The sequence below is a fragment of the Streptomyces anulatus genome, assembly GCF_014650675.1.
In the GTDB taxonomy this organism is placed as follows: domain Bacteria; phylum Actinomycetota; class Actinomycetes; order Streptomycetales; family Streptomycetaceae; genus Streptomyces; species Streptomyces anulatus.
In genome coordinates this window covers 31,269-57,185 of the sequence record NZ_BMVK01000021.1, presented here as the reverse complement: position 1 = coordinate 57,185, position 25,917 = coordinate 31,269, and the positions used below count along the sequence as shown (strand labels likewise).

Below are 25,917 nucleotides of genomic sequence, written 5' to 3'. Positions count from 1 at the left end.
GCCCCCGGTACGGCAGTCGCCGGCCGGGGGCCGCGATCGGTCCCCGGCGTACCCCGGAGTCATGCATGACAAGCACATGACAGAATGCACGACCGCGCACGCGTACAAGCGCACGTCCGCGTAGGCGCACAACCGCACGACTCAGGTGTTCAGGGGGATCTCTTCCATGCGATCGATACGTCCGCTGCTGGCCGCTACCGGCCTCGTCGCGGCGCTCACACTGACGGCCACGGCCTGCGGACCGGACGAGGACGCCGCCGCTGCCAAGCCGTCCGCCACCGGCCCGGCAGCGGAGAAGGACCCCGCCGCCGGTCTTCCCGGTGATCTGGGCGACGCCCTGGAGAAGCACGGGGTGGACCCGGAGAAGTGGAAGGGCGGGGAGTGGAAGAACTGGGACAAGGACAAGTGGCTCCGCAAGGCCGAGGACTTCGTCAACCCGGTGATCGACGGCCTGTGGAAGCCGGACCGGATGGCCTCGGCCGACGAACCCGCCAAGACGATGGCGGCCGGTGACCTCTCCGCCGGGCAGGACGTCAGCGATCCGGAGCCGGCCCCGGTGCCCGCCAAGCCGGAGAAACTGCCCTACCACCGGCACGCCGCCCCGGTCGGCAAGGTCTTCTTCGACTCTCCCGAGGGATCCATGGTCTGCTCGGGCACGGTCGTGAAGGACCCGAAGAACCCCGGGCGGTCGAACCTCGTCTGGACCGCCGGACACTGTGTGCACGCGGGCGCGGGCGGCGGCTGGTACCGCAACATCGTCTTCGTGCCCTCGTACAACGACCAGGGCAAGAACGCGGCGCAGCTGCGGACCGCGCAGCCGCAGGAGATCGCCCCCTACGGCACGTACTGGGCCGACTGGGCCGCCTCGTCCGGCGCATGGATCTCCGGCGGCGGCCCGACCGGCGGAGCGGGCGCGCCGTACGACTACGCGATCCTGCACGTGAAGCCCGAGAAGGGCACGAAGTCCCTGGAGGAGACGGTGGGCAACGCGCTGCCGGTCTCCTTCGACGCTCCGGAGATCCAGCAGATCAGCGGCATGGGCGCCTGGGGCTACCCGGCCGGCCCGCCGTACGACGGCCTGCTGATGCACCAGTGCGTCGACCGGCCCGGGCGGCTCTCGATCGCCCCGGGCACCCCGACCATGTACCGGATCGGCTGCACGATGACCGGCGGTTCCTCCGGCGGCGGCTGGTTCGTCGCCGGGCCGGACGGTAAGTCGATGCTGGTGTCCAACACCTCGATCGGCCCGGTCACTTCGGGCTGGCTGGCCGGACCCCGGCTCGATGACGACGCCCGGCGCACCTTCACGATGATGAGCGACAAGTTCGCCGGCCGGTAGCTCCGGCCGCCGACCGCACGCCGAAGGCCCGGCCCCTCCCCACTCTCAGAGTGGGGAGGGGCCGGGCCTTCCGGTCGTCGTGCGGTCCCGCGTCCGTCAGTGCGCGGCGGGGACGAAGGTCCCGAGCTCCGCGGCCAGCTCCTCGTGGACCTGGGCCTTGAGCAGGGTGCCCTCGGCGGTGTGCTCCTCGGAGAGCACCTCGCCCTCGGCGTGCACCCGGGAGACCAGAGCCCCCTGGATGTACGGCACGAGCACCTCGATCTCGACGGACGGCCGGGGCAGCTCGGCGTCGATGAGCGCGAGCAGCTCGTCGATTCCGGCGCCGGTCCTGGCCGAGACCGTGATGGCGTGCTTCTCGTTGCGCAGAAGCCGCTGGAGGACCAGGGGGTCCGCAGCGTCCGCCTTGTTGATCACGACGATCTCGCGTACGTCCACCGCACCGACGTCCCGGATCACCTCGCGCACCGCGGCGAGCTGCTCCTCCGGCACCGGGTGGGAGCCGTCCACCACGTGGAGGATGAGATCGGACTCGCCGACCTCCTCCATGGTGGAGCGGAACGCCTCGACGAGGTGGTGCGGCAGGTGCCGGACGAACCCGACGGTGTCGGCCAGGGTGTAGATGCGGCCGCTCGGCGTCTCGGCCCGGCGGACGGTCGGGTCCAGGGTGGCGAACAGGGAGTTCTCCACCAGGACACCGGCCCCGGTCAGGCGGTTGAGCAGCGAGGACTTGCCCGCGTTGGTGTATCCGGCGATGGCGACGGAGGGCACCTTGTTGCGCTTGCGCTCCTGCCGCTTGATCTCGCGGCCGGTCTTCATCTCCGCGATCTCCCGGCGCATCTTCGCCATCTTCTCGCGGATCCGTCGCCGGTCCGTCTCGATCTTGGTCTCACCGGGACCACGGGTGGCCATGCCGCCACCGCCGCTGGAACCGCCGCCGCCCATCTGACGGGAGAGCGACTGACCCCAGCCGCGCAGCCGAGGCAGCATGTACTGCATCTGGGCCAGCGAGACCTGCGCCTTGCCCTCGCGGGACTTGGCGTGCTGGGCGAAGATGTCGAGGATCAGCGCGGTCCGGTCGACCACCTTCACCTTGACGACGTCTTCCAGGTGGATCAGCTGGCCGGGGCTCAGCTCACCGTCGCAGACGACGGTGTCGGCGCCGGATTCGAGCACCATGTCCCGCAGCTCCAGCGCCTTGCCCGAGCCGATGTAGGTGGCCGGGTCCGGCTTGTCGCGCCGCTGGTACACCGCGTCGAGCACCTGGGCGCCCGCCGTCTCGGCGAGTGCGGCGAGCTCCGCGAGGGAGATCTCCGCGTCGTGCACCGTCCCCGAGGTCCAGACGCCCACCAGCACCACGCGCTCCAGGCGCAGCTGCCGGTACTCGACCTCGGTGACGTCCTCGAGCTCCGTGGAGAGACCCGCCACGCGTCGCAGCGCGGCACGCTCGGAGCGGTCCAGCTGATCGCCGTCCCGCGCTCCGTCGATCTCCTGGCTCCAGGCGACGTCCTCTTCCATCAGGGCGTCGGCCCGAAGGCTCTCGGTGAGGCTCTCGGTGGTGTTCTCCGTGGCGCTCTGCGCGTCCTGCGCGTCCTGGGGAAGGGAAGAAGAGGAGGTCATTGGATCCTTACGTCGATAGAAGTCTTTACGTCAGTCACAACGTGTGATCTTCCCGGATGATTCCCTGCCGGGACCTCCGGTGCGGTCCGCCGCGCCGACGCGTCGATAGTGGCACGGCCCCACCGGGCCCGTCACGCGGGTTTCGCGCTGCTCCAGTCCGGGTGGCCGGGCATCGGCGGGGTCTTCTTCCCGTACAGCCAGCCGTCGAAGAAGGCGGACAGGTCCCGTCCCGCGATGCCGGACGCCAGTCGCGTGAAGTCCGCGGTGGTCGCCGTGGAGTCCCGGTGCACCCGGACCCAGGTGCGCTCCAGCCGGTCGAAGGCCGCCTCGCCGATCTCCTGGCGCAGGGCGTAGAGCACCAGAGCGCTGCCGTCGTACATGACCGGCCGGAACAGGCTGAGCTTCTGCCCCGGGGCCGGGCCGTCCGGGTGCGCCGGAGGGCCGCCGTCCGCGCGCCAGCCGTCGGAGAGCCTGTACGCCTCACGCATCCGCCGCACCAGGGTCCCGCCGCCGTTCTCCTCGGCGTACCGGGCCTCGTACCAACTGGCGTGTCCTTCGTTGAGCCACAGGTCGGACCAGCTCGCGGGCGAGACGCTGTCGCCGAACCACTGGTGGGCCAGCTCGTGGATCATCACCGAGTCGACGTACCACTCCGGGTAGCCGGGCTCGGTGAAGAAGGACTTCCCGAACAGGGACAGCGTCTGGGTCTCCAGGGCGAAGCCGATGGGGCTGTCGGCGACGAGCACCCCGTACGTCTCGAAGGGGTAGCGGCCGACCTGCTCCTCCATCCACTCCAGCTGGGCGGGGGTCTTCTTCAGCCAGGGCTCCAGCTTCTTCCGGTCGGCGGCCGGGACGACGTCGCGCACCGGCAGTCCGTGCGGGCCGGTGCGGTGCAGGACGGCGGAGCTGCCGATGGAGACCTGGGCCAGCTCGGTCGCCATGGGGTGCTCGGTGCGGTAGGTCCAGGTGGTCGTGGCCCCGCGCCGGGTCTTCCCCGCGGGCAGACCGGCCGCGACGGCCGTCAGCTTCTCGGGGGCGGTGATCCGGAAGGTGAAGTACGCCTTGTCGGACGGGTGGTCGTTGCCGGGGAAGACCCGGTGGGCGGCGTCGGCCTGGTTGGCCATGGCGAGGCCGTCGGCGGTGCGGACCCAGCCGCCGTCGTCCCCGGATCCGCTCGGGTCGCTGGTGTGCCGGACGGTGATGTTCAGCGGTACGCCCGCGGGGAGGCTGCGGGGGGCCTGGACGACCAGGTCCTCGCGCTTGCTGCCGAAGTCGGCGGCCAGCCCGTTGACCTCGACCCCGTGGACGGCGCCCCGGGCGAAGTCGAGGTTGATCCGGTCCAGCGGGGCGGTGGTGCGGGCCCTGATCTTCGTGACGGCGTCCAGGGGCTTGGTGTTGCTGCCGTGGTACGTGAACGCGATGTCGTACGCGAGGACGTCGTATCCGGGGTTGCCCAGCTCGGGGAAGAGCCGGTCGCCGATGCCCAGGGGCTCGGGGGCGGGCAGGGTGGCGGCGACGAGGGTGGCCGAGGCGGTCGCCAGCAGGGCGGCGCGCAGGCGGCGGTTGAGGAGCGGCATGGACTACCGCTATCAGCGCATCGCCGCCCGGCCGGGGAGCCGCGCGCCGCACCACTCGAACGAGAACGCCCCACCCGTGGGAGGAGCGGTTGGGCCGGCCGGGAGGCGCTCCTCGGGCCGGGCCGCATCCGGGGCTTCCGGGGCGGGCTCAGCCGGCGGGGGCCGGGTGCTGGGCGCGGCTGACGTCGTAGACCCCGGCGACCTCGCGCATGGCGCGCATCAGGGCGGGAAGGCCCGCGGCGTCGGGGAGCTGGAGGGTGTAGGTGTGGCGGACGCGCTGCTCGCTGGGCGGTTCCACGGTGGCGGAGACGATCGCCGCCTCGGCGGTGGCGATGGCCTCGGTGAGGTCGGCGAGGAGCCGGGGGCGGCCGAAGGACTCGGCGACCAGGGTGACCCGGCAGCCCGCGTCGGACTCCCGGCCGCCCGCGTCGGCCCAGCGGGCCCCGACCGGGGCGCGGCCGATCTCCTGCATGGCGGCCACGGCGGGGCACTCGCGGCGGTGCACCGTGACGGCGCCACCGCGGACGACGAAGCCGGTCAGCTCGTCGGGGGGCACCGGCGTACAGCAGCCGGCGAGGCGCACCGGCGCGTCCGGCCCGTCGACGACGACGCCGGTGGCGCGGGGGCCGGACCGGGTGCGTGCCGGTGCGGTGGCCTGGGCGGCACGCTCCGGGGCGGCGGGCTCGGCCGGGCCGGGTCCGCCCGGGTCCATGGACGTCATCGTCGAGGGGGTGGGCTTTGCCTCGTCGGGGTGGTCGGTGAGCCAGCCCGTGATCGCGATCCGGGCGGCGGGGGTGCGCGCGTGGTCGAGCCAGTCGGGCGAGGGACCGGATGCGGTGTCCTGGGCGAGCAGCAGCTGCACGGTGTCGCCGTCGCTGAGGACGGTGCTCAGGGTGGCGAGGCGGCCGTTGACCCGGGCTCCGATGGAGGTGTGCGCCCGGTCGCCGTACTGCGCGTAGGCGGCGTCGACGCAGCTGGCCCCGGCGGGCAGCCCGAGGGTGCCTCCGTCGGTGCGGAACACGGTGATCTCACGGTCCTGGGCGAGGTCGGCGCGCAGGGTGGTCCAGAAGGTGTCGGGGTCGGTGGCGGACTCCTGCCAGTCCAGCAGCCGGGAGAGCCAGCCGGGCCGGGTCGGGTCGGCGCGCTCGTCCGACGGCTCGGTCTGCGGGGCGGCGGCGTGGTCCTGGGCGTACGGGTTGCCCAGCGCGACGACGCCCGCCTCGGCGACCTTGTGCATCCGGTGCGTGCGGATGAGGACTTCGGCGACGGCGCCACCGGGGCCGACGACCGCGGTGTGCAGCGACTGGTACAGGTTGAACTTGGGGGCGGCGATGAAGTCCTTGAACTCGGAGATCACCGGGGTGAAGCAGGTGTGCAGCTCACCGAGGACGGCATAGCAGTCGGCGTCCTCGGTGACGAGGACGAGCAGCCGGCCGAAGTCGGTGCCGCGCAGTTCGCCGCGTTTTCTGCGGACCCGGTGCACGGAGACGAAGTGGCGTGGCCTGATGAGGACTTCGGCGCTGATGCCCGCGTCGCGCAGGGTGCCCCGTACGTTGTCGGCGATGGTGTCGAGGGGGGCGTCCGGGCCTGCCGCGGCGGCGATCAGGGCACGGGTCTGCTCGTACTCCTCGGGGTGCAGGATCGCGAAGACCAGGTCCTCCAGCTCGGTCTTGAGCGCCTGCACGCCGAGCCGTTCGGCGAGCGGGATGAGGACGTCCCGGGTGACCTTGGCGATCCTGGCCTGCTTCTCGGGGCGCATCACGCCGAGGGTGCGCATGTTGTGCAGCCGGTCCGCGAGCTTGATCGACATGACCCGGACGTCGTTGCCGGTGGCGACGAGCATCTTGCGGAAGGTCTCCGGTTCGGCGGCGGCCCCGTAGTCGACCTTCTCCAGCTTGGTGACGCCGTCGACGAGATAGCAGACCTCGTCACCGAACTGCTCGCGCACCTGGTCGAGCGTCACCTCCGTGTCCTCGACGGTGTCGTGGAGCAGGGAGGCGGTGAGGGTGGTGGTCTCGGCGCCGAGCTCCGCGAGGATCAGGGTGACGGCCAGCGGATGCGTGATGTACGGCTCGCCGCTCTTGCGCATCTGGCCTCGGTGCGAGGACTCCGCGAGGACGTAGGCCCGGCGCAGGATGGTCAGGTCGGCGTCGGGGTGGTGGGCGCGGTGCGCCTCGGCGACATGTCCGATGGCGTCGGGCAGGCGGTCGCGGGAGACCGGGCCGAGCAGTGCCACCCGGCCCAGTCTGCGCAGATCGATCCGGGGGCGGCTCCGCCTGCGAAGGGGAGCGCCCGGATCGGCGGCCTCTGCACTCATGGGCACCTCCGGCGACGTCGACCGGCGCTGGGGAGGAGCGGATGCCCCTCGGGGCCGGTGCTTGATGCTATCGACCCCACCACGTGGCGCAGTCCAGCTCTCGCCCAGCGTGAAACGGATCACCCATTCGAGCGAAGCTCGGGCCGGTCATCGTTTCGAGCCGGCCATTCCTCAGGAGGTTTCGAGCCAGACCGGGTCGATGACGCCCTCGGCGACGATCACCGCGGGTCCGGTCATGTCGATCGCGCCGTCGGGGTGCTCGGTGATGACGAGGGTGCCGCCGGGGAGGTCCACCCGGTAGGTGGCGGGGAGGCCGGTCCTCGCGGGGTCGGCGCCGTCCCGGCGGGCGGTGGCGACGGCGACCGCGCAGGCGCCGGTGCCGCAGGAACGGGTCTCGCCGGAGCCCCGCTCGTGGACGCGCATGCCGACGTGGCGCGGGCCCCGGTCGACGACGAACTCGACGTTGACGCCGTCGGGGTAGACGGTCCCGGGGCTGACGGGCGGGGCGGTGTACAGGTCGCCGGCGTGGTCCAGGTCGTCGACGAAGGCGACCGCGTGCGGGTTGCCCATGTTGACGTTGCGGGCGGGCCAGCTGCGGTCGCCGACGCTGACCGTGGCGCTCTCCTCGGGCAGCAGGGCGTGTCCCATGGAGACCGTGATGTCGCCGTTCTTGGCGAGGTGCACGCGCTTGGGGCCGCCCCGGGTGGCGACGGTGAGGTCGCCCTCCTCGACGAGGCCGGCGCGCTGGAGGTAGTGGGCGAAGACCCGCACGCCGTTGCCGCACATCTCGGCGATCGAGCCGTCCGCGTTGCGGTAGTCCATGAACCACTCGGCCGCGTCCGCCATGTCCCGGGCCTCGGGGTGTGCGGCGGACCGCACGACGTGCAGCAGGCCGTCCCCGCCGATGCCGGCCCGGCGGTCGCAGAGCCGGGCGACGACGGCGGCGGGCAGCGGGAGGGCGTTGTCCGGGTCCGGGACGATCACGAAGTCGTTCTCGGTGCCGTGACCCTTGAGGAAGGCGATCTGCGAGGTGCTCACACGCCAACTGTACGAGGCGGCGCCGACAACCCGCACGGGCGGACCCGGCGGCCCGGCCCGTGACCCGCGCGGGCGGACCGGGCGCAGCGCGGTCCGGCCGTCAGCGCAGCCGGGCCACGCGCCAGACGGCGAGGGCGACCAGGGCGGCGCCGGTCGCCACGTACAGCGCGATCACTCGCCAGTCGGGGCGGTCACCGGAACCGCGCGAGGGCAGTCCCGGCCAGGTGTGACCGACGCGGCGGGCGGCCATCATGCCCCAGCCGGCCGCGCAGCAGCTGATCAGAAGCCCCAGCATGGCGACGATGGCGCCGCCGTCGCCGAACTCGAAGGCGAGGGGGAAGGCGAACATCAGCGAGCCGACCGCGGCCAGCACGACGATGGGCGCGAGCTGCCAGATCCGCAGCTTGCGGGTGGGCCGCAGCTCGACCTCGACCTCGGGGGTCACGTCCTGCTCGTCGGGCCCGTCAGGACTCAGCCGTCCCGCGGTCTCCCGCGGTGACGGCACGTCGTGCTCTGTGTCGCGCTGCTCCGTGTCGCGAGGGCCGGCCTCCATCGCCACGCGCCCTCCCAACTCGGACTCCACTGGTGGATCGATGCTCGATGATGGCACGATCACGGGTGCCGAATTGACGGGCGGAGCTTCCCGATGCCATCACGTGATCAGGCTGTGACCGCTCGTTCGACCAACGTCAGCGCCCGGTGCGGGAGTTCCCCCCGGTCACGGTGTCCGCCGCCGAGCCACACGACACGCGAGTCACGGCGGAACCACGAGTCCTGGCGGCGGGCGAAGCGTTTGGTGGCGCGCACGGTCTCGGCCCGCGCGCCGTCCTCGGTGCACTCCCCCGCGAGCGCCGCGAGGATCTGCTGGTAGCCGAGGGCGCGCGCGGCCGTGAGGCCCTCGCGCAGCCCGGAGGCCTCCAGGGCGCGCACCTCGTCCACGAGCCCCGCCTCCCACATCCGGTCGACGCGCAGGGCGATGCGCTCGTCCAGTTCGGGGCGGTCCACGTCGACGCCGATCTGCACGGCGTCGTAGACCGGCTCGTCGCCGGGGAGGTTGGCGGTGAAGGGCTTGCCGGTGATCTCGATGACTTCGAGGGCGCGGACGATGCGGCGGCCGTTGCTCGCCAGGATGGACCGGGCGGCATCCGGGTCGGCGGCGGCGAGGCGTTCGTGCAGGGCGCCCGAGCCGCGCTCGGCCAGCTCCGCTTCGAGGCGGGCGCGCACCTCGGGGTCCGTACCGGGGAACTCCAGGGCGTCGATGGCGCCCTTCACGTAGAGCCCGGAACCGCCGACCAGGATGGGCGTGCGCCCCTCGGCGAGCAGCCGGTCGATCTCCAGGCGGGCCAGTCGCTGGTACTCGGCGACGCTGGCGGTCTCGGTGACGTCCCAGATGTCCAGCAGTCGGTGCGGCACGCCGTCGCGCTCGGGGAGCGTCAGCTTCGCGGTGCCGATGTCCATGCCCCGGTAGAGCTGCATGGAATCGGCGTTGATCACCTCGCCGCCGAGCCGCTGGGCGAGAAAGACCCCCAGATCCGACTTTCCGGCTGCGGTGGGGCCTACGACGGTGATGACGCGGGGGGCGGAAGCGGGAGGGGTCACCCGGACAGTCTCCCAAATATCCGGGACCTCCCGAACATGCCGGGTGTCCATGGGGACACGGCCGGAAGCGGAGAGCGACGTCAAGGATGCGCCGGGAAGCGTAATAAGGCGAGTAAAAACGGCAGGAACGGACAGGTGACGGACAATGGGGGCGGGAGAACGCTCCCGCGAACAGTCCTCACTGCACGGAAGGTGACCCAATGGGGTTCCTGGACAACCTGAAGGCCAAGCTGGGGCCGGCCAAGGACAAGGTCGGCGACCTCGCGCAGCAGCACGGGGGCAAGATCGAGCAGGGCCTCGACAAGGCCGCGCGCACGGTCGACCAGAAGACCAAGGGCAAATACAGCGACAAGATCGATTCGGGTACGCGCAAGGCCAAGGAGGCCGTGGACAAGCTGGGGAACAAGGACGGGGGCACGCCCGGTACGCCCGGCGCCCCCGGTACGCCCGGCACCCCTGGTACGCCCGGGGGTACGCCCGGCAACACTCCTCCTCCGCCGCCGCCCGCTTCCTGAGCACGGCGGCAGGGGACCGGCGGCGGGTACGGGGCCGAGCGCTCCGTACCCGCCGCCGGTCTGTTCAGGACCAGGCGGCCACGGTGTAGCCCACGCCGTACGGGGCGTCCTCGTACAGCAGCCGGCCGGCCAGCCCGGCGTCCCGCGCGGCGCCGCCGAGCAGCTGCCAGGGGGCCCGTCCGGCCGCCTTGAGTTCACGGGCGAGCGCCGCGTCGAGCGCCGCGAGGGCGTCGAGGTCCGCGGAGCCGAGCGCTTCGGTGGCGCGGGCGTCGAAGGCGGCGGCCCGCTCGTCGAGGTAGCCGGGGGCCTTGAGGGTGCGGCAGGCGCTGCCGTCGCCCATCACCAGGAGTGCGACCCGCTCGGCACGTCGGGCGAGGGAGCGTCCGGCCTCGGCGCACTCCCGGGTGGCCTCGCTCTCCGCCACGGCGAGCCCTTCGACGGGAGCGCCCGTCCATCGGGCCCGGCCCAGCAGCCAGGCGCCCACCGTGAGGGACTGCGGCAGCGGCCGGTCCGGGGCGGCGGCGTCCTGCGGTACGTCGCCGAGCGTCACGTCGAGGTCCACGCCGACGCCCCGGAAGGAGCCGCGCGCCCCCGCCGGGTGGGGTCCGGCGGACCGGTCGTCGCCCGGCCCCACGACGACGAGCAGATCCGGGCGCGAGGCGGCGAGCACTCCCACGGCGTCGAGGCACGCGTCCCGCGCGGCGTCGAGCTCGGGGGCGGCCCCGGCGGCGACCTCGGGCACCAGGAGCGGCGGGCAGGGGCACACGGCGGCGGCGACAAGCATGCCGGTCAGCGTACTTGCCGAAGGTCGGAGCGGGCGGGCCGGTCGGCCGCACGGGACCCTGGGACGAGGCCGGCCGACCGCGCGGGACCCGCGGGCCGGAAGCCGGGGCTGTCGGCCGCGCGGGGCCATGGAACGGAAGCCGGCGGCTGAGCACTCCGGGCCGTCGGCCTGCCCCGGCCGTCGGCACCGTCCGGCCGAGGCCGCTGCCCGGCCCCGAGACGTCAGCCGATGCCGCAGGCCGGGGCCGTGGCGGCCGGGAGCGGGTCCGGGGCGCCGATGCCGGGGAGGCCGAGCATCACCCCGGCGGGCTTGGCGGCCGCCTCGGTGGTGCGCCTCTCCCAGGCGTCACCCGCGCGGGTGGACCGTACGGCGAGCGGCGTCCCCTCGGCGAGCAGGTGGTGCGGGGCGGCGTAGGTGATCTCGACGGTCACGACGTCGCCGGGGCGCACGGCCTTCTCGGGCTGTGTGAAGTGGACCAGCCGGTTGTCGGGGGCACGGCCGGAGAGGCGCCGGGTGGCACCGTCCTTGCGGCCCTCGCCCTCCGCGACCATGACGTCCAGGGTGCGGCCGACCTGCTTCTTGTTCTCGTCCCAGGAGATCTGCTCCTGGAGGGCGGACAGACGCATGTACCGCTCCTGGACGACCTCCTTGGGGATCTGGCCGTCCATGTCGGCGGCGGGGGTCCCGGGGCGCTTGGAGTACTGGAAGGTGAACGCGTTGGCGAAACGGGCCTCGCGGACGGCGTGCATGGTCTGCTCGAAGTCCTCCTCGGTCTCGCCGGGGAAGCCCACGATGATGTCGGTGGAGATGGCGGCGTCCGGCATCGCGGCGCGCACCTTCTCGATGATTCCCAGGAAGCGATCCTGGCGGTAGGAGCGGCGCATCGCCTTCAGGATGCTGTCCGATCCGGACTGCATCGGCATGTGCAGCTGCGGCATCACGTTGGGCGTCTCGGCCATGGCGGCGATGACGTCGTCGGTGAAGTCCCGGGGGTGCGGCGAGGTGAAGCGGACGCGCTCCAGGCCCTCTATGGCCCCGCAGGCGTGCAGCAGCTTGGAGAAGGCCTCGCGGTCGCCGATGTCGGAGCCGTACGCGTTCACGTTCTGGCCGAGGAGGGTGATCTCGGAGACGCCCTCGGCGACCAGGGCCTCGATCTCGGCCAGGATGTCGCCGGTGCGGCGGTCCTTCTCCTTGCCGCGCAGCGCCGGGACGATGCAGAAGGTGCAGGTGTTGTTGCAGCCGACCGAGATGGAGACCCACGCGGCGTAGGCGGACTCGCGGCGGGTGGGGAGCGTGGAGGGGAAGGCCTCCAGGGACTCGGCGATCTCGATCTGCGCCTCCTCCTGGATGCGGGCGCGCTCCAGGAGGACCGGCAGCTTGCCGATGTTGTGGGTGCCGAAGACGACGTCGACCCAGGGGGCCCGCTTGACGATGGTGTCGCGGTCCTTCTGCGCGAGACAGCCGCCGACGGCGATCTGCATCCCGGGGCGCTTGGTCTTCATGGGCGCGAGGCGGCCGAGGTTCCCGTACAGCTTGTTGTCGGCGTTCTCCCGCACCGCGCAGGTGTTGAAGACGACGACGTCGGCGTCGCCGTCGGAGCCTTCGGGAGCCCGGACGTAACCGGCGCCCTCCAGGAGACCCGACAGCCGTTCGGAGTCGTGGACGTTCATCTGGCACCCGTAGGTGCGCACCTCGTAGCTCTTCTGGACGTCCACTGCTTCGCTCCGGTTGCCGCTGCTCATGGGACAAGGGTAGGCGGTTGCCGGGCGGCTCCCTCCCGTCCCCTTCCCCCGCCCCGCCCGTCCGCCGCCGTCCCGGCCCACTGTGGGGCGGGCCTCACGGGGAAGCCTGGTCAGGGGGGCGGGTGAGCTGGCAGGATCGCGCGCATGTTCCACGCTCTGTCCCGATTCGGCCGCCGACGCACCCTGCAGACGGGCGCCGTCCTCGCGGTCGTGCTCGGGCTGCTCGCCTGGTGGCTGCAGCCCGAGGGGGACGAGGGTGACCCGAGCGGGTCGCTCACCTTCTCCACCGGTGTGCCCAGCGGCGTCTACCAGCGGTACGGGGAGCGGCTGGAGGTCGCGCTCGCCAAGGACATACCCGAGGTGTCCATACGGCTGCGGACCAGTGAGGGGTCGCAGCAGAACCTCGCCCGGGTGGCGACCGGCGAGGCGGACTTCACGATCGCCACCGCCGACGCCGTGGCCACCTATCTGCGCGACGGCAGGCCGGGAGCCCAGCGGCTGCGCGGCTGCGTCCGGCTCTACGACGACTACGTCCAGCTGGTCGTCCCCCGCGACTCCGACGTCCGCACGGTCGCCGACCTGCGCGGCAAGCGGGTGGGCGTCGGGCAGGAGGGCTCGGGGGTGCGGCTGGTCGCGGACCGGCTGCTGGCGGCGGCGGGGCTCGATCCGGCCGCCGACGTCACACCGGTGCCGGTGGGTATCGACACCATGCCCGTACGGCTGACCCAGGGCCGGCTCGACGCGTTCTTCTGGTCGGGCGGACTGCCGACCGCCGCCGTGCAGGAGCTGTCGCAGCGCTTCGACATCCGGCTGGTGCCGCTGGAGGCCGAGCTGGTCGCGAAGTTGCAGGCGGCGACCGGTCCCACCCGCTTCTACCGGTCGGCCATGATGCCCGCCGACGCCTATCCGCAGGCCCAGCAGGGTCAGGCTGTGCCCACGGTCGCCGTCGCCAACCTGCTCGTCACCACCGACCGTACGGACGCGGCCATGACCGAGGCCTTCACCCGGACGGTGATCAACAGCCGGGACCGGATCGGCCGCGAGGTTCACGCGGCGCAGTTGGTGGATCTGCGAACGGCGATCTACACGGACCCGCTGGACGTGCACGACGGGGCCAAGGACTACTACCGCTCGGTGAAGCCGTGAGACCCCGCCGCTCCTGAGGCCCGACGGCCCGCCCCCGCCGGCTCCGCTTCAGCTCCCCGGCAGGTCGCGGGGGACCGAGACGGTCACCCGGAGGCCGTGCGGTGCGTGGTGCTCGTACGCGATCGAACCGCCGCCCGCCGCGAGCAGCACCCGGGAGATGGAGAGGCCGAGGCCCGATCCGCTGACGTTCTGGTGGCGGGTGCTGCGCCAGAAGCGGTCCCCGACGCGCTCCAGCTCCGCTTCGGTGAGACCGGGACCCCGGTCGGCGACCACGACGGTCGTCACGAGGGCTCCGGCGGCGACGGTGACGGTGACGTCCTCTCCGGCGGGGGTGAACTTCAGGGCGTTGTCGATCACCGCGTCCAGGGCGCTGGAGAGCGCGACGGGGTCGGCCCAGGCGGTGGCCGCCGGGGCCCCGTCCAGGGTGAGGTTCACACCTTCCCGCTCCGCCATCGGGCGCCAGGAGGCGACCCGCTCGGCGGCGAGCGGGACGATGTCGATCAGCTGGAGATCCGCCTCGGCGTGCTCGGCCAGCGCGAGGTCCAGGAGGTCGTCGAGGACCCGGGCCAGCCGCTTGCCCTCGGTGCGCACGGCCGCGATCTCCTCGCTGTCCTCGGGCAGCTCCAGGGCGAGGAGCTCGATGCGCAGCAGCAGGGCGGCGAGCGGGTTGCGCAGTTGGTGCGAGGCGTCGGCGACGAAGGCGCGCTGCTGTTCCAGCACGTCCTCGACGTTGTCCGCCATCTCGTTGAAGGAACGCGCCAGGCGTCTGAGTTCCGGCGGCCCGGCGGAGGCGGCGACCCGGGAGCGCATACGGCCGCCGGCGATGTCGTGGGTGGCCGCGTCCAGGGTCCGTACGGGCAGCAGGACCCAGCCGGTGAGCCGTACCGCCGCGCCGACCGCCACCAGCAGCGCCAGCGCCTCGCCGAGGCCGATGAACAGCCACGTCCGCAGGATCCGGGACCGCATCTCGCCGGTGGGCGAGTCGAGGACGACCACGGCGACCACATCGCCGTCGCGCACGACGGGCGAGGCGACGACGACGCGGCCGTCGCGCCAGGGCCAGACCTGCGGGGGGTCGTGCGAGCGGCGGCCCAGCAGCGCCTCGTTGAAGGCCGTGCGCCCCTCCCCCTCGGCGGGCAGGTTCCAGAAGCCGGGAGCCTTGGCCAGGGCCCGGTCGTCCCGGAAGAAGACGCCGGCGCGGATGTCGTACACCGAGGCGTAGAGCTCCAGGTCGGTCTGGAGGGTGCGGCGGCGTTCCTCGCTGTCCGGGGAGGTGTCGGTGATGGACTGCGCCAGGGCGGCGAACCGTGCGGTGTCGTCGATCCGGTCGATCACCAGGCGCTGCTGCTCGGCGGCGGCCACGCTGATCGCGAGGGGGAAGCCGAGGGTGAGCAGGACGGCGGCCATCAGGACGATGAGCAGCGGGAGCAGACGGGAGCGCACCGGGAGACGTACCCGCCGGTTACGCGGACGGCGCGACGAGCCGGTAGCCGACGCCCCGCACGGTCTCGATCAGGGCGGGCAGCCGCAGCTTGGAGCGCAGGGAGGCGACGTGGACCTCCAGGGTGCGTCCGGTGCCCTCCCAGCTGGTACGCCAGACCTCGCTGATGATCTGTTCGCGGCGGAAGACGACGCCGGGGCGCTGGGCGAGGAGGGCCAGCAGGTCGAACTCCTTGCGGGTGAGCTGGACTTCGGCGCCGTCGACGCTGACCCGGCGGGTCGGCAGCTCGATGGAGACCGGCCCGAGGCGCAGGGCGGCGACGGGGGTCGGCGCGGTGTCCTCGCCGCTGGAGGTGCGCCGGGCGACCGCGTGGATACGGGCGAGCAGCTCGCCGGTGTCGTACGGCTTGGTGACGTAGTCGTCGGCGCCGAGGTTGAGTCCGTGGATGCGCGAGCGTACGTCCGCGCGGGCGGTGACCATGATCACGGGGGTCGCGGTGCGCTTGCGGATCTTCCCGCACACCTCGTAGCCGTCCTGGTCGGGCAGGCCCAGGTCGAGGAGGATCACCCCGAAGGGCTCCTTCTCGGCGGGCAGCAGCGCGCGCAGGGCCTCCTCGCCGTTGCGGGCGTGCACGACCTGGAATCCGTGCCGGGCGAGCACGGCGGACAGGGCCGCCGCGACATGGTCGTCGTCCTCGACGAGCAGCAGTCTCATGGCCCTCCTCTCCGTGTCTCCCGGGGCCGTGCGGCTCTCGGGTCTCCGTGCTTCCCCGGGGCGCCGTGCGGCTCCTCGGGCTCGTTCGCTTCGTCGTCCCGTTCGTGATCACCGTCGCACGGCGTCACCGGGCAGAGCCCGAGATTAACCCGCGCTTCATCCGCGAGATCCCCCGAGAGCCCCCGAGAGCCCCGATGAGACTTCCCGTTCTGCGGTGTTTCACGTCTTCCTCGCTCAAGGCATCCACGCCGATGAAGGGCACACCAGTCAAGAGCCTGCCGGTTACAGCAGGGTTTCCGTTATGCACCCGGTACGCCCTCGGGGCGTGCGGGGCGTCCCGTTCACGCGGAGTGTCCGGTTGCCGCCGGATCGTTATGCTCAATTTCCGCTCAGATGTAATGACGCTGGTAGCACTGCGTCATTACTGTCCTTGTTCAACCGAGGAGGACGGAGCAAGAAGCCGATGAGCGGAGTTTCAGTGACCAAGGCCGCAGAGGATGCCGCGCCTGCGGCGAACGACCTGGTCGTACTGAGCAACGTCAACAAGCACTTCGGCGCGCTGCATGTGCTCCAGGACATCGACCTGACCATCGCCCGTGGCGAGGTCGTGGTCGTCATCGGGCCTTCCGGGTCCGGCAAGTCCACGCTGTGCCGCACGATCAACCGCTTGGAGACGGTCGATTCGGGAGCGATCTCGATCGACGGCAAGCCCCTGCCCCAGGAGGGCAAGGAGCTGGCCAGGCTGCGTGCCGACGTGGGCATGGTCTTCCAGTCGTTCAATCTCTTCGCACACAAGACGGTGCTGGAGAACGTCATGCTGGGCCAGGTCAAGGTCCGCAAGGCCGACAAGAAGGCGGCGGAGGAGAAGGCCCGGACCCTGCTCGACCGGGTGGGCGTCGGCGTACAGGCCGACAAGTACCCGGCTCAGCTCTCCGGTGGCCAGCAGCAACGCGTCGCGATCGCACGGGCGTTGGCGATGGACCCGAAGGTCATGCTCTTCGACGAGCCCACGTCGGCGCTCGACCCGGAGATGATCAACGAGGTCCTGGAGGTCATGCAGCAGCTGGCCCGGGACGGGATGACGATGATCGTCGTCACCCACGAGATGGGCTTCGCCCGTTCCGCCGCCAACCGCGTCGTGTTCATGGCCGACGGGAAGATCGTCGAAGAGGCGACCCCCGACCAGTTCTTCAGCAACCCGCGCAGCGACCGGGCCAAGGACTTCCTGTCGAAGATCCTTCACCACTGACGACAACGACCTACGACCTAAGGATTGTTCACATGAAGCTCCGTCAGTCCGCCGCTGTCGCGGCCATCGCCGTCCTCGCCCTGACCGCGACCGCCTGTGGCGGCAAGGAGGGCTCCGCCGGTGACAAACCGGGCGGCACGAAGCCCGGTTCCTCCGAGGCTCCCGCGCTGCCCACGTACACCGCGGCCAAGGACGTCGCCCTGGACTCCCCGGTCTTCAAGAAGGCCAAGGAGCGCGGCAAGCTCGTCATCGGCGCCAAGGCCGACCAGCCGTACCTCGGCTTCGAGGACCAGTCGACCAAGGAGCGCTCGGGCTTCGACATCGAGATCGCCAAGATGGTCGCGGCCGACCTCGGCTTCTCCGACAAGCAGATCGAGTGGAAGACCGTCGACTCCGGCGTCCGTGAGACGGCCATCTCCAAGGGCCAGGTCGACTACTACGTCGGCACGTACACGATCAACGACGAGCGCAAGAAGCAGGTCGGATTCGCCGGGCCGTACTACAAGGCCGGCGCGGACCTCCTGGTGCGCTCGGACGAGAAGTCGATCACCAGCAAGGACACGGTGAAGGGCAAGAAGGTCTGCTCGATCGTCGGCTCCACGCCGCTCCAGGAGATCAAGAAGCCCGAGTACGGCGCGAGCGTCGTCGAGCTGGCCAAGTACTCCGACTGCGTGCAGCAGCTGCTGACCAAGCAGGTCGACGCCGTCACCACGGACGACTCGATCCTCAAGGGCTACGCGGCCGCCAACTCCGGCAAGCTCAAGGTCGTCGGCGACCCGTTCACCGACGAGCCCTACGGCGTCGGCCTGAACAAGGACGACAAGGTGCTCCGCGAGGCCATCAGCAAGTCGCTGGAGGAGCGCGTCAAGGACGGCACGTACAAGAAGATCTACGAGGCCACGCTGGGTCTGTCCGGTTCGGACTACGTCGAGCCGCCGGCCATCGAGCGCTACTGACGCCGTCGGCTCCCGGGCCGACCGCGGGCTCCGGCCCGCCGTCCGAGAGCCGGCACCCCGTCATCCCGTCACGACGCCCCGCGAGTGACCCAGGCGTCCCGTACGCCACCGCCGTCCCGGCTCCCCCGGGCACGGCGGGCGTACGGGGCGCCCCTTCCCCTGCCCTGATGCCGCTGACCGCCGACGCGGAGACCTCATGAACGTACTGCTCGACAATTTCCCAGAGTTCCGCGACGGCTTCATAGGAACCGTGTCGATCACCGCCGTCAGCTCGGTTATCGCCCTGGTCCTCGGTGTGCTCATCGCCGGATTCCGGGTCTCGCCGGTGCCGCCGCTGCGGTACTTCGGCACCGCCTGGGTGACGCTGATGCGCAACACCCCGCTGACGCTGCTCTTCCTGATCTTCTTCTTCGTCGTGCCCGAGATCCTCTTCCCGGGGATGAGCCCGTTCGTGCTCGGCTCGCTGGCGCTCGGCTTCTACACCTCCTCGTTCGTGTGCGAGGCGGTCCGCTCCGGTATCAACACCGTGCCGCTGGGACAGGCCGAGGCCGCACGCTCCATCGGCATGACGTTCGCCCAGACGCTGCAGATCGTGGTGCTCCCCCAGGCGACCCGAACCGTGATCCCGCCGCTGAGCAGCATCTTCATCGCGCTGACGAAGAACTCCGCGATCGCCGGCGCCTTCAGTGTCGCCGAGCTGTTCGGCTGGCAGAAGCTGATGAGCGACAAGGGCTACGACATCGTCCCCGTCTTCATCTGGGTGGCCATCGGCTACCTGATCGTCACGTTTACCATCAGCGGCCTCTTCCGGCTGCTGGAGCGTCGCATGGAGGTCGCCCGATGAGCGCCAGCGTTCTCTACGACGCCCCGGGTCCCAAGGCCGTCGTCCGCAACCGCCTCTACGCGGTCGTCGGCAGCCTCGCCATCGCGGCGCTGATCGCGATCAGCATCATGCGGCTCGCGGACAAGGGGCACCTCGCCCCCGAGATGTGGGACATCTTCAACTACGCGGGCATCCGGCAGAACATCGCCGACGCCCTGCTCGCCACGCTCAAGGCGTTCGGTCTTGCCGCGATCGGCTCGCTGGTCCTGGGCGTTGTCCTGGTGGTGGGCCGCCTCTCCGACCACAAGCCGATCCGCTGGGCGGCGACCACCTTCATCGAGCTGTTCCGCTCGCTCCCGCTGCTGATCACCATCTACGCCATCTGGGTCGGCTTCCTCACCGACTACTCGATGTGGGCGCTGGCCGCGGGTCTGTCCGTCTACAACGGCTGCGTCCAGGCCGAGGTGCTGCGGGCCGGCATCAACTCGGTGCCCAAGGGCCAGAGCGAGGCGGCGTACGCGCTGGGCATGAGCAAGACGCAGGTCATGGTCAGCGTCCTGATGCCGCAGGCCGTCCGGTCGATGCTGCCGACGATCATCGGTCAGCTCGTGGTGACCCTCAAGGACACCTCGCTCGGCTTCATCATCCTGTACCCGGAGCTGCTCCAGACCGCGCGTCTGATCGCCTCCAACACGCAGGTGAACGGCCAGTACCCGTACGTCTCGACGATCGTCGTCATCGGCACGCTCTACATCGCGATGTGCCTGCTGCTCTCGGCGCTGGCGACGTGGATCGAGAAGCGCGGCCGCCGCGCCAAGACCGGCATCAAGGTGGCGCCCGGCGCCCCGGCCGCCGGCATCCCCACCGTCGAGGCCGTTCCCGGCCCGGACGCGGGGGGCGCAGGGGGCGCAGGCCCGACGGCCGGCGGTGCCGGTGGGACCGGAGTGACGAAGGACTGACCGCCCCGGGCCCTTCCCGGCCCTGGCGAGCAGGAGCATTCGAGGCAGCGGCGCACGCGTCGCTGCCTCGGTCACTTGACGCAAGCACCACCAGTGGGTTGCATACGTTCTGTGATCACGCACCCGGCTTCCTATGCCACGTTCCGCATGACCGTACGGGCCGGAGGGTACGCGCCGTGGACCCGGTGATCGTCGTCGGCGCCGGGCCCGTCGGCCTGACGCTGTCGCTGGCCCTCGCCGCCCAGGGCGTCCCCTCGGTCGTTCTCGACGAGGGCCCCGGCACGGAGGAGCCCCGTCCCGCCCGCACGGTCGTGCTGCGCGAGGACACCGCCGACCTGCTGGGCCGCCTCGGCTGCCGGGAGCTGGACCGGGTCGGGCTGCGCTGGGCCGGGTGGCGTTCGATGCGCCGGAAGCAGCTGGTCCGGAACGTGCCGCTGAGCGGGGGCCGGAGGGACGAGGACGAGGTCCCGCTCCCCGGGCTCCTTCCCGCACCGCTCCATGTTCCGCAGCATGCGCTGAGCGGCGCGCTGCGTGCGGCGGTGGACAAGGCGCCGCTGGTCCAGCGGGTGCCGATGAGCCGGATCGACACGCTGGAGCAGGACCCCGACGGCATCACGGTGCACACCAGGGAGCCGGGTTCGACCTGGTGGCGCGGGAGTTATCTGGTCGGCTGCGACGGCGCCCGGTCGACCGTGCGCAAACTGCTGGACATCCGGTTCCCCGGCCGTACGGCGGTGGAGCGGCATGCCGTCGCCGCGCTCCGGGCCGAACTGCCCTGGCCCGACGAGGCCGTTCTGCACCGGCAGCCTCCCTGGCGGACCGGGGGCGCCGAGGTCTCCGCCCGGCCGCTGCCGGACGGCGTCTGGCGGCTGGACTGGCTGCTGCCGCCGCGAGGCGAACTGGTCACCCCCGAAGCTCTGATCACCCGGATCCGGGACACCCTGGCCGGCTGGTGCGGCGAGACCCCGGCGTACGAACTGCTGGACACCGGAGTCCACACGCTCCACCACCGGCTCGCCCGGCGCTGGCGCAAGCAGCGTGCCTTCCTGGCGGGGGACGCGGCGCATTTGCTGGGCGCCGTGGGCACGCAGGGGCTGGACGAGGGGGTCCGGGACGCCGAGAACCTGGCCTGGAAGCTGGCCCACGCCTGGCACCACGGCCCGGCCGAGCACCTCCTCGACAGCTACCAGGCGGAGCGCCGGGCGGCGGTGGCCGCACGGCTGCGCGCCGCCGACCAGTCGCTGCCGATACTGCGCGGCGGAGGCGGTCTGCGGACCCTGGTCCCGGGCGCCGCACGCGGCCACGACACCCTGCTCTCCGACGGCCATCTGGGCTGCGGAGCCCTGGGTGCGCCCCCTTCGTACTCGCACTCCCCCCTTTCGCCGCCGCACACCGAGGCGCACACCGTCGTCGGTACGCCCCCCGGTGCGCCGGTCGCCGACGTGACGGTGACGGCGCCGGACGGAACGACGGCGCGTCTGCGGGAGCGGCTCGGTCAGGGCCACCCGCTGGTGATCCTGGTCGCGCCGGGGACCGGTGTCTGGGACCGGCGGCACTGGCAGACCGCAGGCGTCATGCCCCGGCTCACGGAGGCCGTGGCGGCGCTGCCCGGGGCGACGGAGCTGCTGGTCACCGAGAGCTACCCGGGGGCATCGGCCCACACCGTCCTGCTGGTCAGGCCGGACGGGCACCTGGTGGCGGCTTTCGGCGGTGTACGGCCCGCCGAGCTGTTCGCCGCGGCACAGGCCGCTCTGGGCGGTGCGCCCCGCGAAGCGCGGGAGCCCGTGGAGCAGGGTGACGGCGCGGAGATGCGGGGCGCGGGACCCCAGCAGCGGTCCCGGGCGCGGGTCCACGCCGACGGCACCGCCGGGCTCAACTGATCGATTGACCGTCACGGGCGCGCGTGGTGTACTCCAGATCATGACCGACACCGATGTGCGCCTGTGGCGGAGGGTCCATATGGACCTCGTCCGTTACGCGGGCTGCGTGTGTCGCCCGTCCTGCTGAATCGCCTCCCTCTGCCGGCGCGTGCCGCTTTCCGCACGGCCGGAACCCCGCGCGAACTCTCAGGACGGTCCTCGTGTCTTCCCCTCGCTCCGCCGTGCCCACGGCTGCCGCTGTTCCTTCCCCTTCGGCCCCCGTCACCGGTGGCTCCGCAACCTCCCCCACCGCGCCGACGGTCGCGGAGCTGATGGACTTCGTCCGCAGCACCGCCCGGGACGAGGCGCTCATCGCCTCGCTCCCCCTCGATCCGGAGGGCCGCACCTGGATCCGGCTCGACGGACCGGGCGGCAGCGAAGCATGGCTGATCGGCTGGCCGCCGGGCACCGGCACGGGCTGGCACGATCACGCCGACTCGTTCGGCGCGTTCACCACCGCGGCCGGCGCCCTCAAGGAGCACTCACTGGCCGTGCGGCTGCCCACCGACGGCTGGAAGACGCTGGAGCTGACGGACGGGGTGGACCGGTCGAGGGAGTTGGCGACCGGTCAGGGCAGGGCCTTCGGGCAGAACCACGTCCATGAGGTCCTCAACGAGTCCGAGGTCGCGCACGCGGTCTCCGTCCACGCCTACTACCCGCCCCTGCCGCGGATCCGCCGGTTCAGCCGCACCGGTGCGGTGCTCCGCCTGGAGCAGACCGAACGCCCGGAGGACTGGCAGTGAGCGAGGACCGGAACACGAGCCGGGACGAGACCGTGCCGGACGCCCCGCCGCCCCTGGGCATCGACGAACTGCTGGAGCGGGTCAGGGCCGGCTACGACCGGATCGGCCCGCCCGAGGCTGCCGCGGCGGCGGAGACCGGGGCCCTGCTGGTGGACATCCGGTACGCGGCGCTCCGCGACCGGGACGGGCTGATCCCGGGCGCGCTGGTCGTCGAACGCAACGAACTGGAATGGCGGCTCGACCCCCGGGGCAGCCACCGCGCCGCCGAAGCGGTCGGCCACGACCTCCAGGTCGTCGTCGTCTGCAACGAGGGATACGCCTCCAGTCTCGCGGTCGCCTCGCTGCGGCAGCTGGGACTGCACCGGGCCACCGACCTGATCGGCGGCTTCCAGGCGTGGCGCGCCGCAGGACTCCCGGTCACACCCCCCGACCCGACGCCCGGGATCTGACGTCCGGGATCTGACGCCCGGGATCTGACGCCCGGGATCTGAACATCCGGCACTTGACGCCCGGCACCTGAGCTCAGGTGCCGGGCGTCAGTCCGTTCGGATGTCACACCCGAACGCCACGTTCCACTGGAGCAATCGCCGTACGTGACCGACATTCGCCTCACACAGAGGGTCGAAATGTACGGAGATGACGCACTTATGGCGACCGCTGTCCTCACCCCCGACCAGCTCGACGGCCAGGCTTCCCGGCTGCACGACACCCAGGCGTGGCAGCAGATCGTCACGGGCTGGGACCACACCGTCCCCGAGCCCGCGTTCAGCCCGGCGGAGCCGACGTCCGCACGGCCTGCGGAACCTTCGGGTCCCCCGTCCGCGGGGCACTCCGACTGGCGGAGCCTGCTGTCCGTCCCCGTGGACCGGCTCGTCGACGACACCCTGCGGACACTGCCCGCGGCACCGCCGCACGAGCGCCCGCTTCCCGGGCGGCTGGGCGCGATGCTGCCCGACCGCGTCCATCTCTGGCGGCGGGTCGGGCAGGGCGATCTGCGCCCCTCGACCCATCTCGGCTACGCACGGCAGATCCTGGCCGAGTGGGGCTGGCAGAACACCCCGTACCGGCTGCGGAACGTCCGTGGCGCACGCTGCGTCTGCGGCGCCCTCATCTCCGCGCACCGCCTCGGCTACGGCTCCCTCGACACCGTGGACCGGGCCGGCGCCTGGCTGATCACGGAGCTGCGCGCGCAGGGGTGGCCCGGGCTGATCGGCCCCTGGAACCGCCATCCCGGCCGCACCGCCGCGGACGCCCTGGCCCTCTTCGACGCCACCATCCGCCGCGCGTCCCTGGCGGGACACTGACCTTGGACCGCTGACCGCTAGCCGTCGGACGTTAGCCATCGGCCTGTGGCCGCTGGCTGTCGGCCGCCGACATCTCCGGGTCTCCGGCCCGCGACTTCAGAAAGGCTCGTCCAGGCCCTCCGTGTCCTCGCCCTCCTCCTCCAGCGCCTGACGCACCACTCGCAGGGCCATGCCCTCCCCGTATCCCTTGCGTGCGAGCATCCCCGCCAGGCGACGCAGCCGCTTGTCCCGGTCCAGGCCCCGCGTGGAGCGGAGCTTGCGGGCCACGAGCTCGCGCGCCGTCTCCTCCTCCTGATCCGGGTCGAGCTGACCGACCGCCTCGTCGATCACGGCGGATTCCACGCCCTTCGTCCGCAGCTCACGGACGAGGGCGCGGCGCGCGAGCCCCCGGCCGTGGTGCCGGGACTCCACCCATGCCCCGGCGAACGCCGCATCGTCGATCAGCCCGACGTCCACGAAGCGCGCAAGCACTTCCTCGGCCGCCTCGTCCGGGATCTCCCGCTTGCGCAGGGCGTCCGCGAGCTGTTTGCGCGTTCGCGGCGTCCCGGTGAGCAGCCGCAGGCAGATGTTGCGCGCCTGCTCGACCGGGTCACGCGGCTCCCCCTTCTCGGCCCTCGACGAGGAGGGGGAGCCGCTGCTTCTGGTGCCGGAGCGGGCACGGCGGCCCGCCCCTTCGCCGAATCCGCTCCCGGCGCCCGCTCCACCGCGTGAGCGGCGCCCGGGCCGCGCCCCGGCACCCGCCTCCGGCTCGGCGGGCCCGTAGCCGGATTCAGGGTCGCCGCCGGGCTCGGCAGGGCTGCCCGACCACTCCGTACGACGTGTCACGGCCTAGCTCTTGGCCGCCGCGGTCTTGGCCGGCTTGGCCTTGGCCGCCGCGGTGGTCGCCGGCTTCGCCGCCCCGTCGGCCGCCGGTGCCGCAGCCGCTGTCGCAGCGGCGTCCGCTGCCGGCTCGCCCGTAGCGGCGTCCGGACGGACACCGATCCCCAGCTTCTCCAGGATCTTCTTCTCGATCTCGTTGGCGAGGTCGGGGTTGTCCTTGAGGAAGTTGCGGGCGTTCTCCTTGCCCTGGCCGAGCTGATCGCCCTCGTACGTGTACCAGGCGCCGGCCTTGCGGACGAAGCCGTGGTCCACGCCCATGTCGATCAGACCGCCCTCGCGGCTGATGCCCTGGCCGTAGAGGATGTCGAACTCCGCCTGCTTGAACGGCGGGGCGACCTTGTTCTTGACGACCTTGACGCGGGTGCGGTTGCCGACGGCGTCGGTGCCGTCCTTGAGCGTCTCGATCCGGCGGATGTCGAGGCGCACCGAGGCGTAGAACTTCAGCGCCCGGCCACCGGTGGTGGTCTCCGGGGAGCCGAACATCACGCCGATCTTCTCGCGGAGCTGGTTGATGAAGATCGCGGTGGTCTTGGACTGGTTGAGCGCACTGGTGATCTTGCGGAGGGCTTGGCTCATCAGACGGGCCTGGAGACCCACGTGCGAGTCGCCCATCTCGCCCTCGATCTCCGCACGGGGCACCAGGGCCGCCACGGAGTCGATGACGATCAGGTCCAGCGCGCCGGAGCGCACCAGCATGTCGACGATCTCCAGCGCCTGCTCACCGTTGTCCGGCTGGGACAGGATGAGGTTGTCGATGTCGACGCCGAGCTTCTTCGCGTACTCCGGGTCCAGCGCGTGCTCGGCGTCGATGAACGCCACCGAGCCGCCGAGCTTCTGCGCGTTCGCCACCGCGTGCAGCGTCAGCGTCGTCTTACCGGAGGACTCCGGCCCGTACACCTCCACCACACGGCCGCGCGGCAGACCGCCGACGCCCAGTGCGACGTCCAGCGCGGTCGATCCCGTGGGGATGACCTCGATGGGCTCGTTCGGTCGCTCGCCCAGGCGCATCACCGCACCCTTGCCGAACTGCCGTTCAATCTGTGCGAGTGCGGCGTCCAGCGCCTTCTCGCGGTCGTTACCTGCCATGGGTTCCACCCGATTTGCTTGAGTCGATCGCTTCACGTCTCAGACGCTAACCCCTGCCACTGACAATGGGCCTCGACGTCCTCCCTGCCTGTGGACAACTCCACGGCCGGGCCCGGGAAAACCCGGCCAGAATTCCATCAGAATGGATGTTCGATTTCTGTGTCAAGCGC

24 protein-coding genes are annotated in these 25,917 nt (G+C 71.7%); 12 read left to right on the top strand and 12 right to left on the bottom strand.

The window, feature by feature from the left end; translation table 11 throughout:
- Positions 1-166 precede the first annotated feature (166 nt).
- Complete coding sequence (locus IE272_RS34270) at positions 167-1,339, top strand: trypsin-like serine peptidase (protein ID WP_050360292.1); 1,173 nt, start codon at positions 167-169, stop codon at positions 1,337-1,339.
- Between the two features lie 96 nt (positions 1,340-1,435).
- On the opposite strand, the gene hflX is transcribed toward IE272_RS34270, so the two are convergent.
- From hflX to miaA, 6 genes are all read right to left on the bottom strand, one after another.
- Entirely contained in the window at positions 1,436-2,956 is a 1,521-nt protein-coding gene (gene hflX / locus IE272_RS34265; RefSeq protein ID WP_050360293.1) for a GTPase HflX, read from the bottom strand.
- 131 nt (positions 2,957-3,087) lie between these two features.
- On the bottom strand, positions 3,088-4,533 hold the full coding sequence (locus tag IE272_RS34260; protein ID WP_056698910.1) for a M1 family metallopeptidase: 1,446 nt from the start codon (positions 4,531-4,533) through the stop codon (positions 3,088-3,090).
- Between the two features lie 148 nt (positions 4,534-4,681).
- Complete coding sequence (locus IE272_RS34255; RefSeq protein WP_056698913.1) at positions 4,682-6,850, bottom strand: RelA/SpoT family protein; 2,169 nt, start codon at positions 6,848-6,850, stop codon at positions 4,682-4,684.
- Between the two features lie 171 nt (positions 6,851-7,021).
- Positions 7,022-7,888 (bottom strand): diaminopimelate epimerase, encoded by an 867-nt coding sequence (gene dapF, locus IE272_RS34250; RefSeq protein WP_050360296.1) that lies wholly within the window; start codon positions 7,886-7,888, stop codon positions 7,022-7,024.
- A 100-nt stretch (positions 7,889-7,988) separates the two neighbouring features.
- A complete protein-coding gene (locus tag IE272_RS34245; protein WP_047179161.1) occupies positions 7,989-8,441 on the bottom strand; it encodes a hypothetical protein in 453 nt (150 codons plus the stop codon).
- 107 nt (positions 8,442-8,548) lie between these two features.
- Positions 8,549-9,487, bottom strand: coding sequence for a tRNA (adenosine(37)-N6)-dimethylallyltransferase MiaA (gene miaA / locus IE272_RS34240; RefSeq protein WP_050360297.1), 939 nt, complete (start codon positions 9,485-9,487; stop codon positions 8,549-8,551).
- A gap of 200 nt (positions 9,488-9,687) precedes the next feature.
- Here miaA and IE272_RS34235 point away from each other — a divergent pair, with 200 nt between their 5' ends.
- Positions 9,688-10,002 (top strand): antitoxin, encoded by a 315-nt coding sequence (locus tag IE272_RS34235; protein WP_056711910.1) that lies wholly within the window; start codon positions 9,688-9,690, stop codon positions 10,000-10,002.
- A 64-nt stretch (positions 10,003-10,066) separates the two neighbouring features.
- On the opposite strand, the gene IE272_RS34230 is transcribed toward IE272_RS34235, so the two are convergent.
- Both IE272_RS34230 and miaB read right to left on the bottom strand, forming a co-directional pair.
- The gene (locus IE272_RS34230; RefSeq protein ID WP_190009560.1) at positions 10,067-10,786 is read right to left on the bottom strand and encodes a class III extradiol dioxygenase subunit B-like domain-containing protein; all 720 of its coding nucleotides are present in this window, start codon (positions 10,784-10,786) and stop codon (positions 10,067-10,069) included.
- Positions 10,787-11,007: 221 nt separating this feature from the next.
- A complete protein-coding gene (gene miaB / locus IE272_RS34225) occupies positions 11,008-12,528 on the bottom strand; it encodes a tRNA (N6-isopentenyl adenosine(37)-C2)-methylthiotransferase MiaB (RefSeq protein ID WP_190009558.1) in 1,521 nt (506 codons plus the stop codon).
- 144 nt (positions 12,529-12,672) lie between these two features.
- Between miaB and IE272_RS34220 the strand changes: the two genes are divergently transcribed.
- A complete protein-coding gene (locus IE272_RS34220) occupies positions 12,673-13,674 on the top strand; it encodes a TAXI family TRAP transporter solute-binding subunit (RefSeq protein WP_190009557.1) in 1,002 nt (333 codons plus the stop codon).
- Between the two features lie 48 nt (positions 13,675-13,722).
- On the opposite strand, the gene IE272_RS34215 is transcribed toward IE272_RS34220, so the two are convergent.
- Positions 13,723-15,117 carry a sensor histidine kinase gene (locus tag IE272_RS34215; RefSeq protein WP_050360303.1) on the bottom strand — a complete coding sequence of 465 codons (1,395 nt, stop codon included), beginning with the start codon at positions 15,115-15,117 and terminating at the stop codon, positions 13,723-13,725.
- A gap of 19 nt (positions 15,118-15,136) precedes the next feature.
- Positions 15,137-15,829, bottom strand: a complete 693-nt coding sequence (locus IE272_RS34210; protein WP_047179155.1) for a response regulator transcription factor — start codon at positions 15,827-15,829, stop codon at positions 15,137-15,139.
- A 463-nt stretch (positions 15,830-16,292) separates the two neighbouring features.
- Between IE272_RS34210 and IE272_RS34205 the strand changes: the two genes are divergently transcribed.
- The 9 genes from IE272_RS34205 (at position 16,293) to IE272_RS34170 (ending at position 23,782) form a co-directional block, all read left to right on the top strand.
- On the top strand, positions 16,293-17,078 hold the full coding sequence (locus IE272_RS34205; protein WP_032794259.1) for an amino acid ABC transporter ATP-binding protein: 786 nt from the start codon (positions 16,293-16,295) through the stop codon (positions 17,076-17,078).
- Between the two features lie 32 nt (positions 17,079-17,110).
- A complete protein-coding gene (locus IE272_RS34200) occupies positions 17,111-18,034 on the top strand; it encodes a glutamate ABC transporter substrate-binding protein (RefSeq protein ID WP_050360305.1) in 924 nt (307 codons plus the stop codon).
- A 196-nt stretch (positions 18,035-18,230) separates the two neighbouring features.
- Positions 18,231-18,878 carry an amino acid ABC transporter permease gene (locus IE272_RS34195; protein ID WP_007458744.1) on the top strand — a complete coding sequence of 216 codons (648 nt, stop codon included), beginning with the start codon at positions 18,231-18,233 and terminating at the stop codon, positions 18,876-18,878.
- Positions 18,875-19,816 carry an amino acid ABC transporter permease gene (locus IE272_RS34190; RefSeq protein ID WP_050360307.1) on the top strand — a complete coding sequence of 314 codons (942 nt, stop codon included), beginning with the start codon at positions 18,875-18,877 and terminating at the stop codon, positions 19,814-19,816. Before IE272_RS34195 ends, IE272_RS34190 begins: the two co-directional genes overlap by 4 nt.
- Positions 19,817-19,992: 176 nt before the next feature.
- Positions 19,993-21,696 carry an FAD-dependent monooxygenase gene (locus IE272_RS34185; protein WP_190009554.1) on the top strand — a complete coding sequence of 568 codons (1,704 nt, stop codon included), beginning with the start codon at positions 19,993-19,995 and terminating at the stop codon, positions 21,694-21,696.
- 40 nt (positions 21,697-21,736) lie between these two features.
- Complete coding sequence (locus IE272_RS39385; RefSeq protein WP_311605579.1) at positions 21,737-21,823, top strand: putative leader peptide; 87 nt, start codon at positions 21,737-21,739, stop codon at positions 21,821-21,823.
- Between the two features lie 73 nt (positions 21,824-21,896).
- Positions 21,897-22,478: a cupin domain-containing protein gene (locus IE272_RS34180; protein ID WP_050360312.1), complete on the top strand. Its 582-nt coding sequence runs from the start codon at positions 21,897-21,899 to the stop codon at positions 22,476-22,478.
- A complete protein-coding gene (locus IE272_RS34175) occupies positions 22,475-22,927 on the top strand; it encodes a rhodanese-like domain-containing protein (RefSeq protein ID WP_057666211.1) in 453 nt (150 codons plus the stop codon). Before IE272_RS34180 ends, IE272_RS34175 begins: the two co-directional genes overlap by 4 nt.
- A 198-nt stretch (positions 22,928-23,125) precedes the next feature.
- Positions 23,126-23,782 carry a DUF6197 family protein gene (locus tag IE272_RS34170; protein WP_050360314.1) on the top strand — a complete coding sequence of 219 codons (657 nt, stop codon included), beginning with the start codon at positions 23,126-23,128 and terminating at the stop codon, positions 23,780-23,782.
- Positions 23,783-23,878: 96 nt separating this feature from the next.
- Here the strand turns inward: IE272_RS34170 and recX are convergent, their stop codons facing one another.
- Both recX and recA read right to left on the bottom strand, forming a co-directional pair.
- Complete coding sequence (recX, locus tag IE272_RS34165; RefSeq protein ID WP_190009552.1) at positions 23,879-24,607, bottom strand: recombination regulator RecX; 729 nt, start codon at positions 24,605-24,607, stop codon at positions 23,879-23,881.
- A 3-nt stretch (positions 24,608-24,610) separates the two neighbouring features.
- On the bottom strand, positions 24,611-25,747 hold the full coding sequence (gene recA / locus IE272_RS34160; protein ID WP_032794262.1) for a recombinase RecA: 1,137 nt from the start codon (positions 25,745-25,747) through the stop codon (positions 24,611-24,613).
- Positions 25,748-25,917 lie beyond the last annotated feature (170 nt).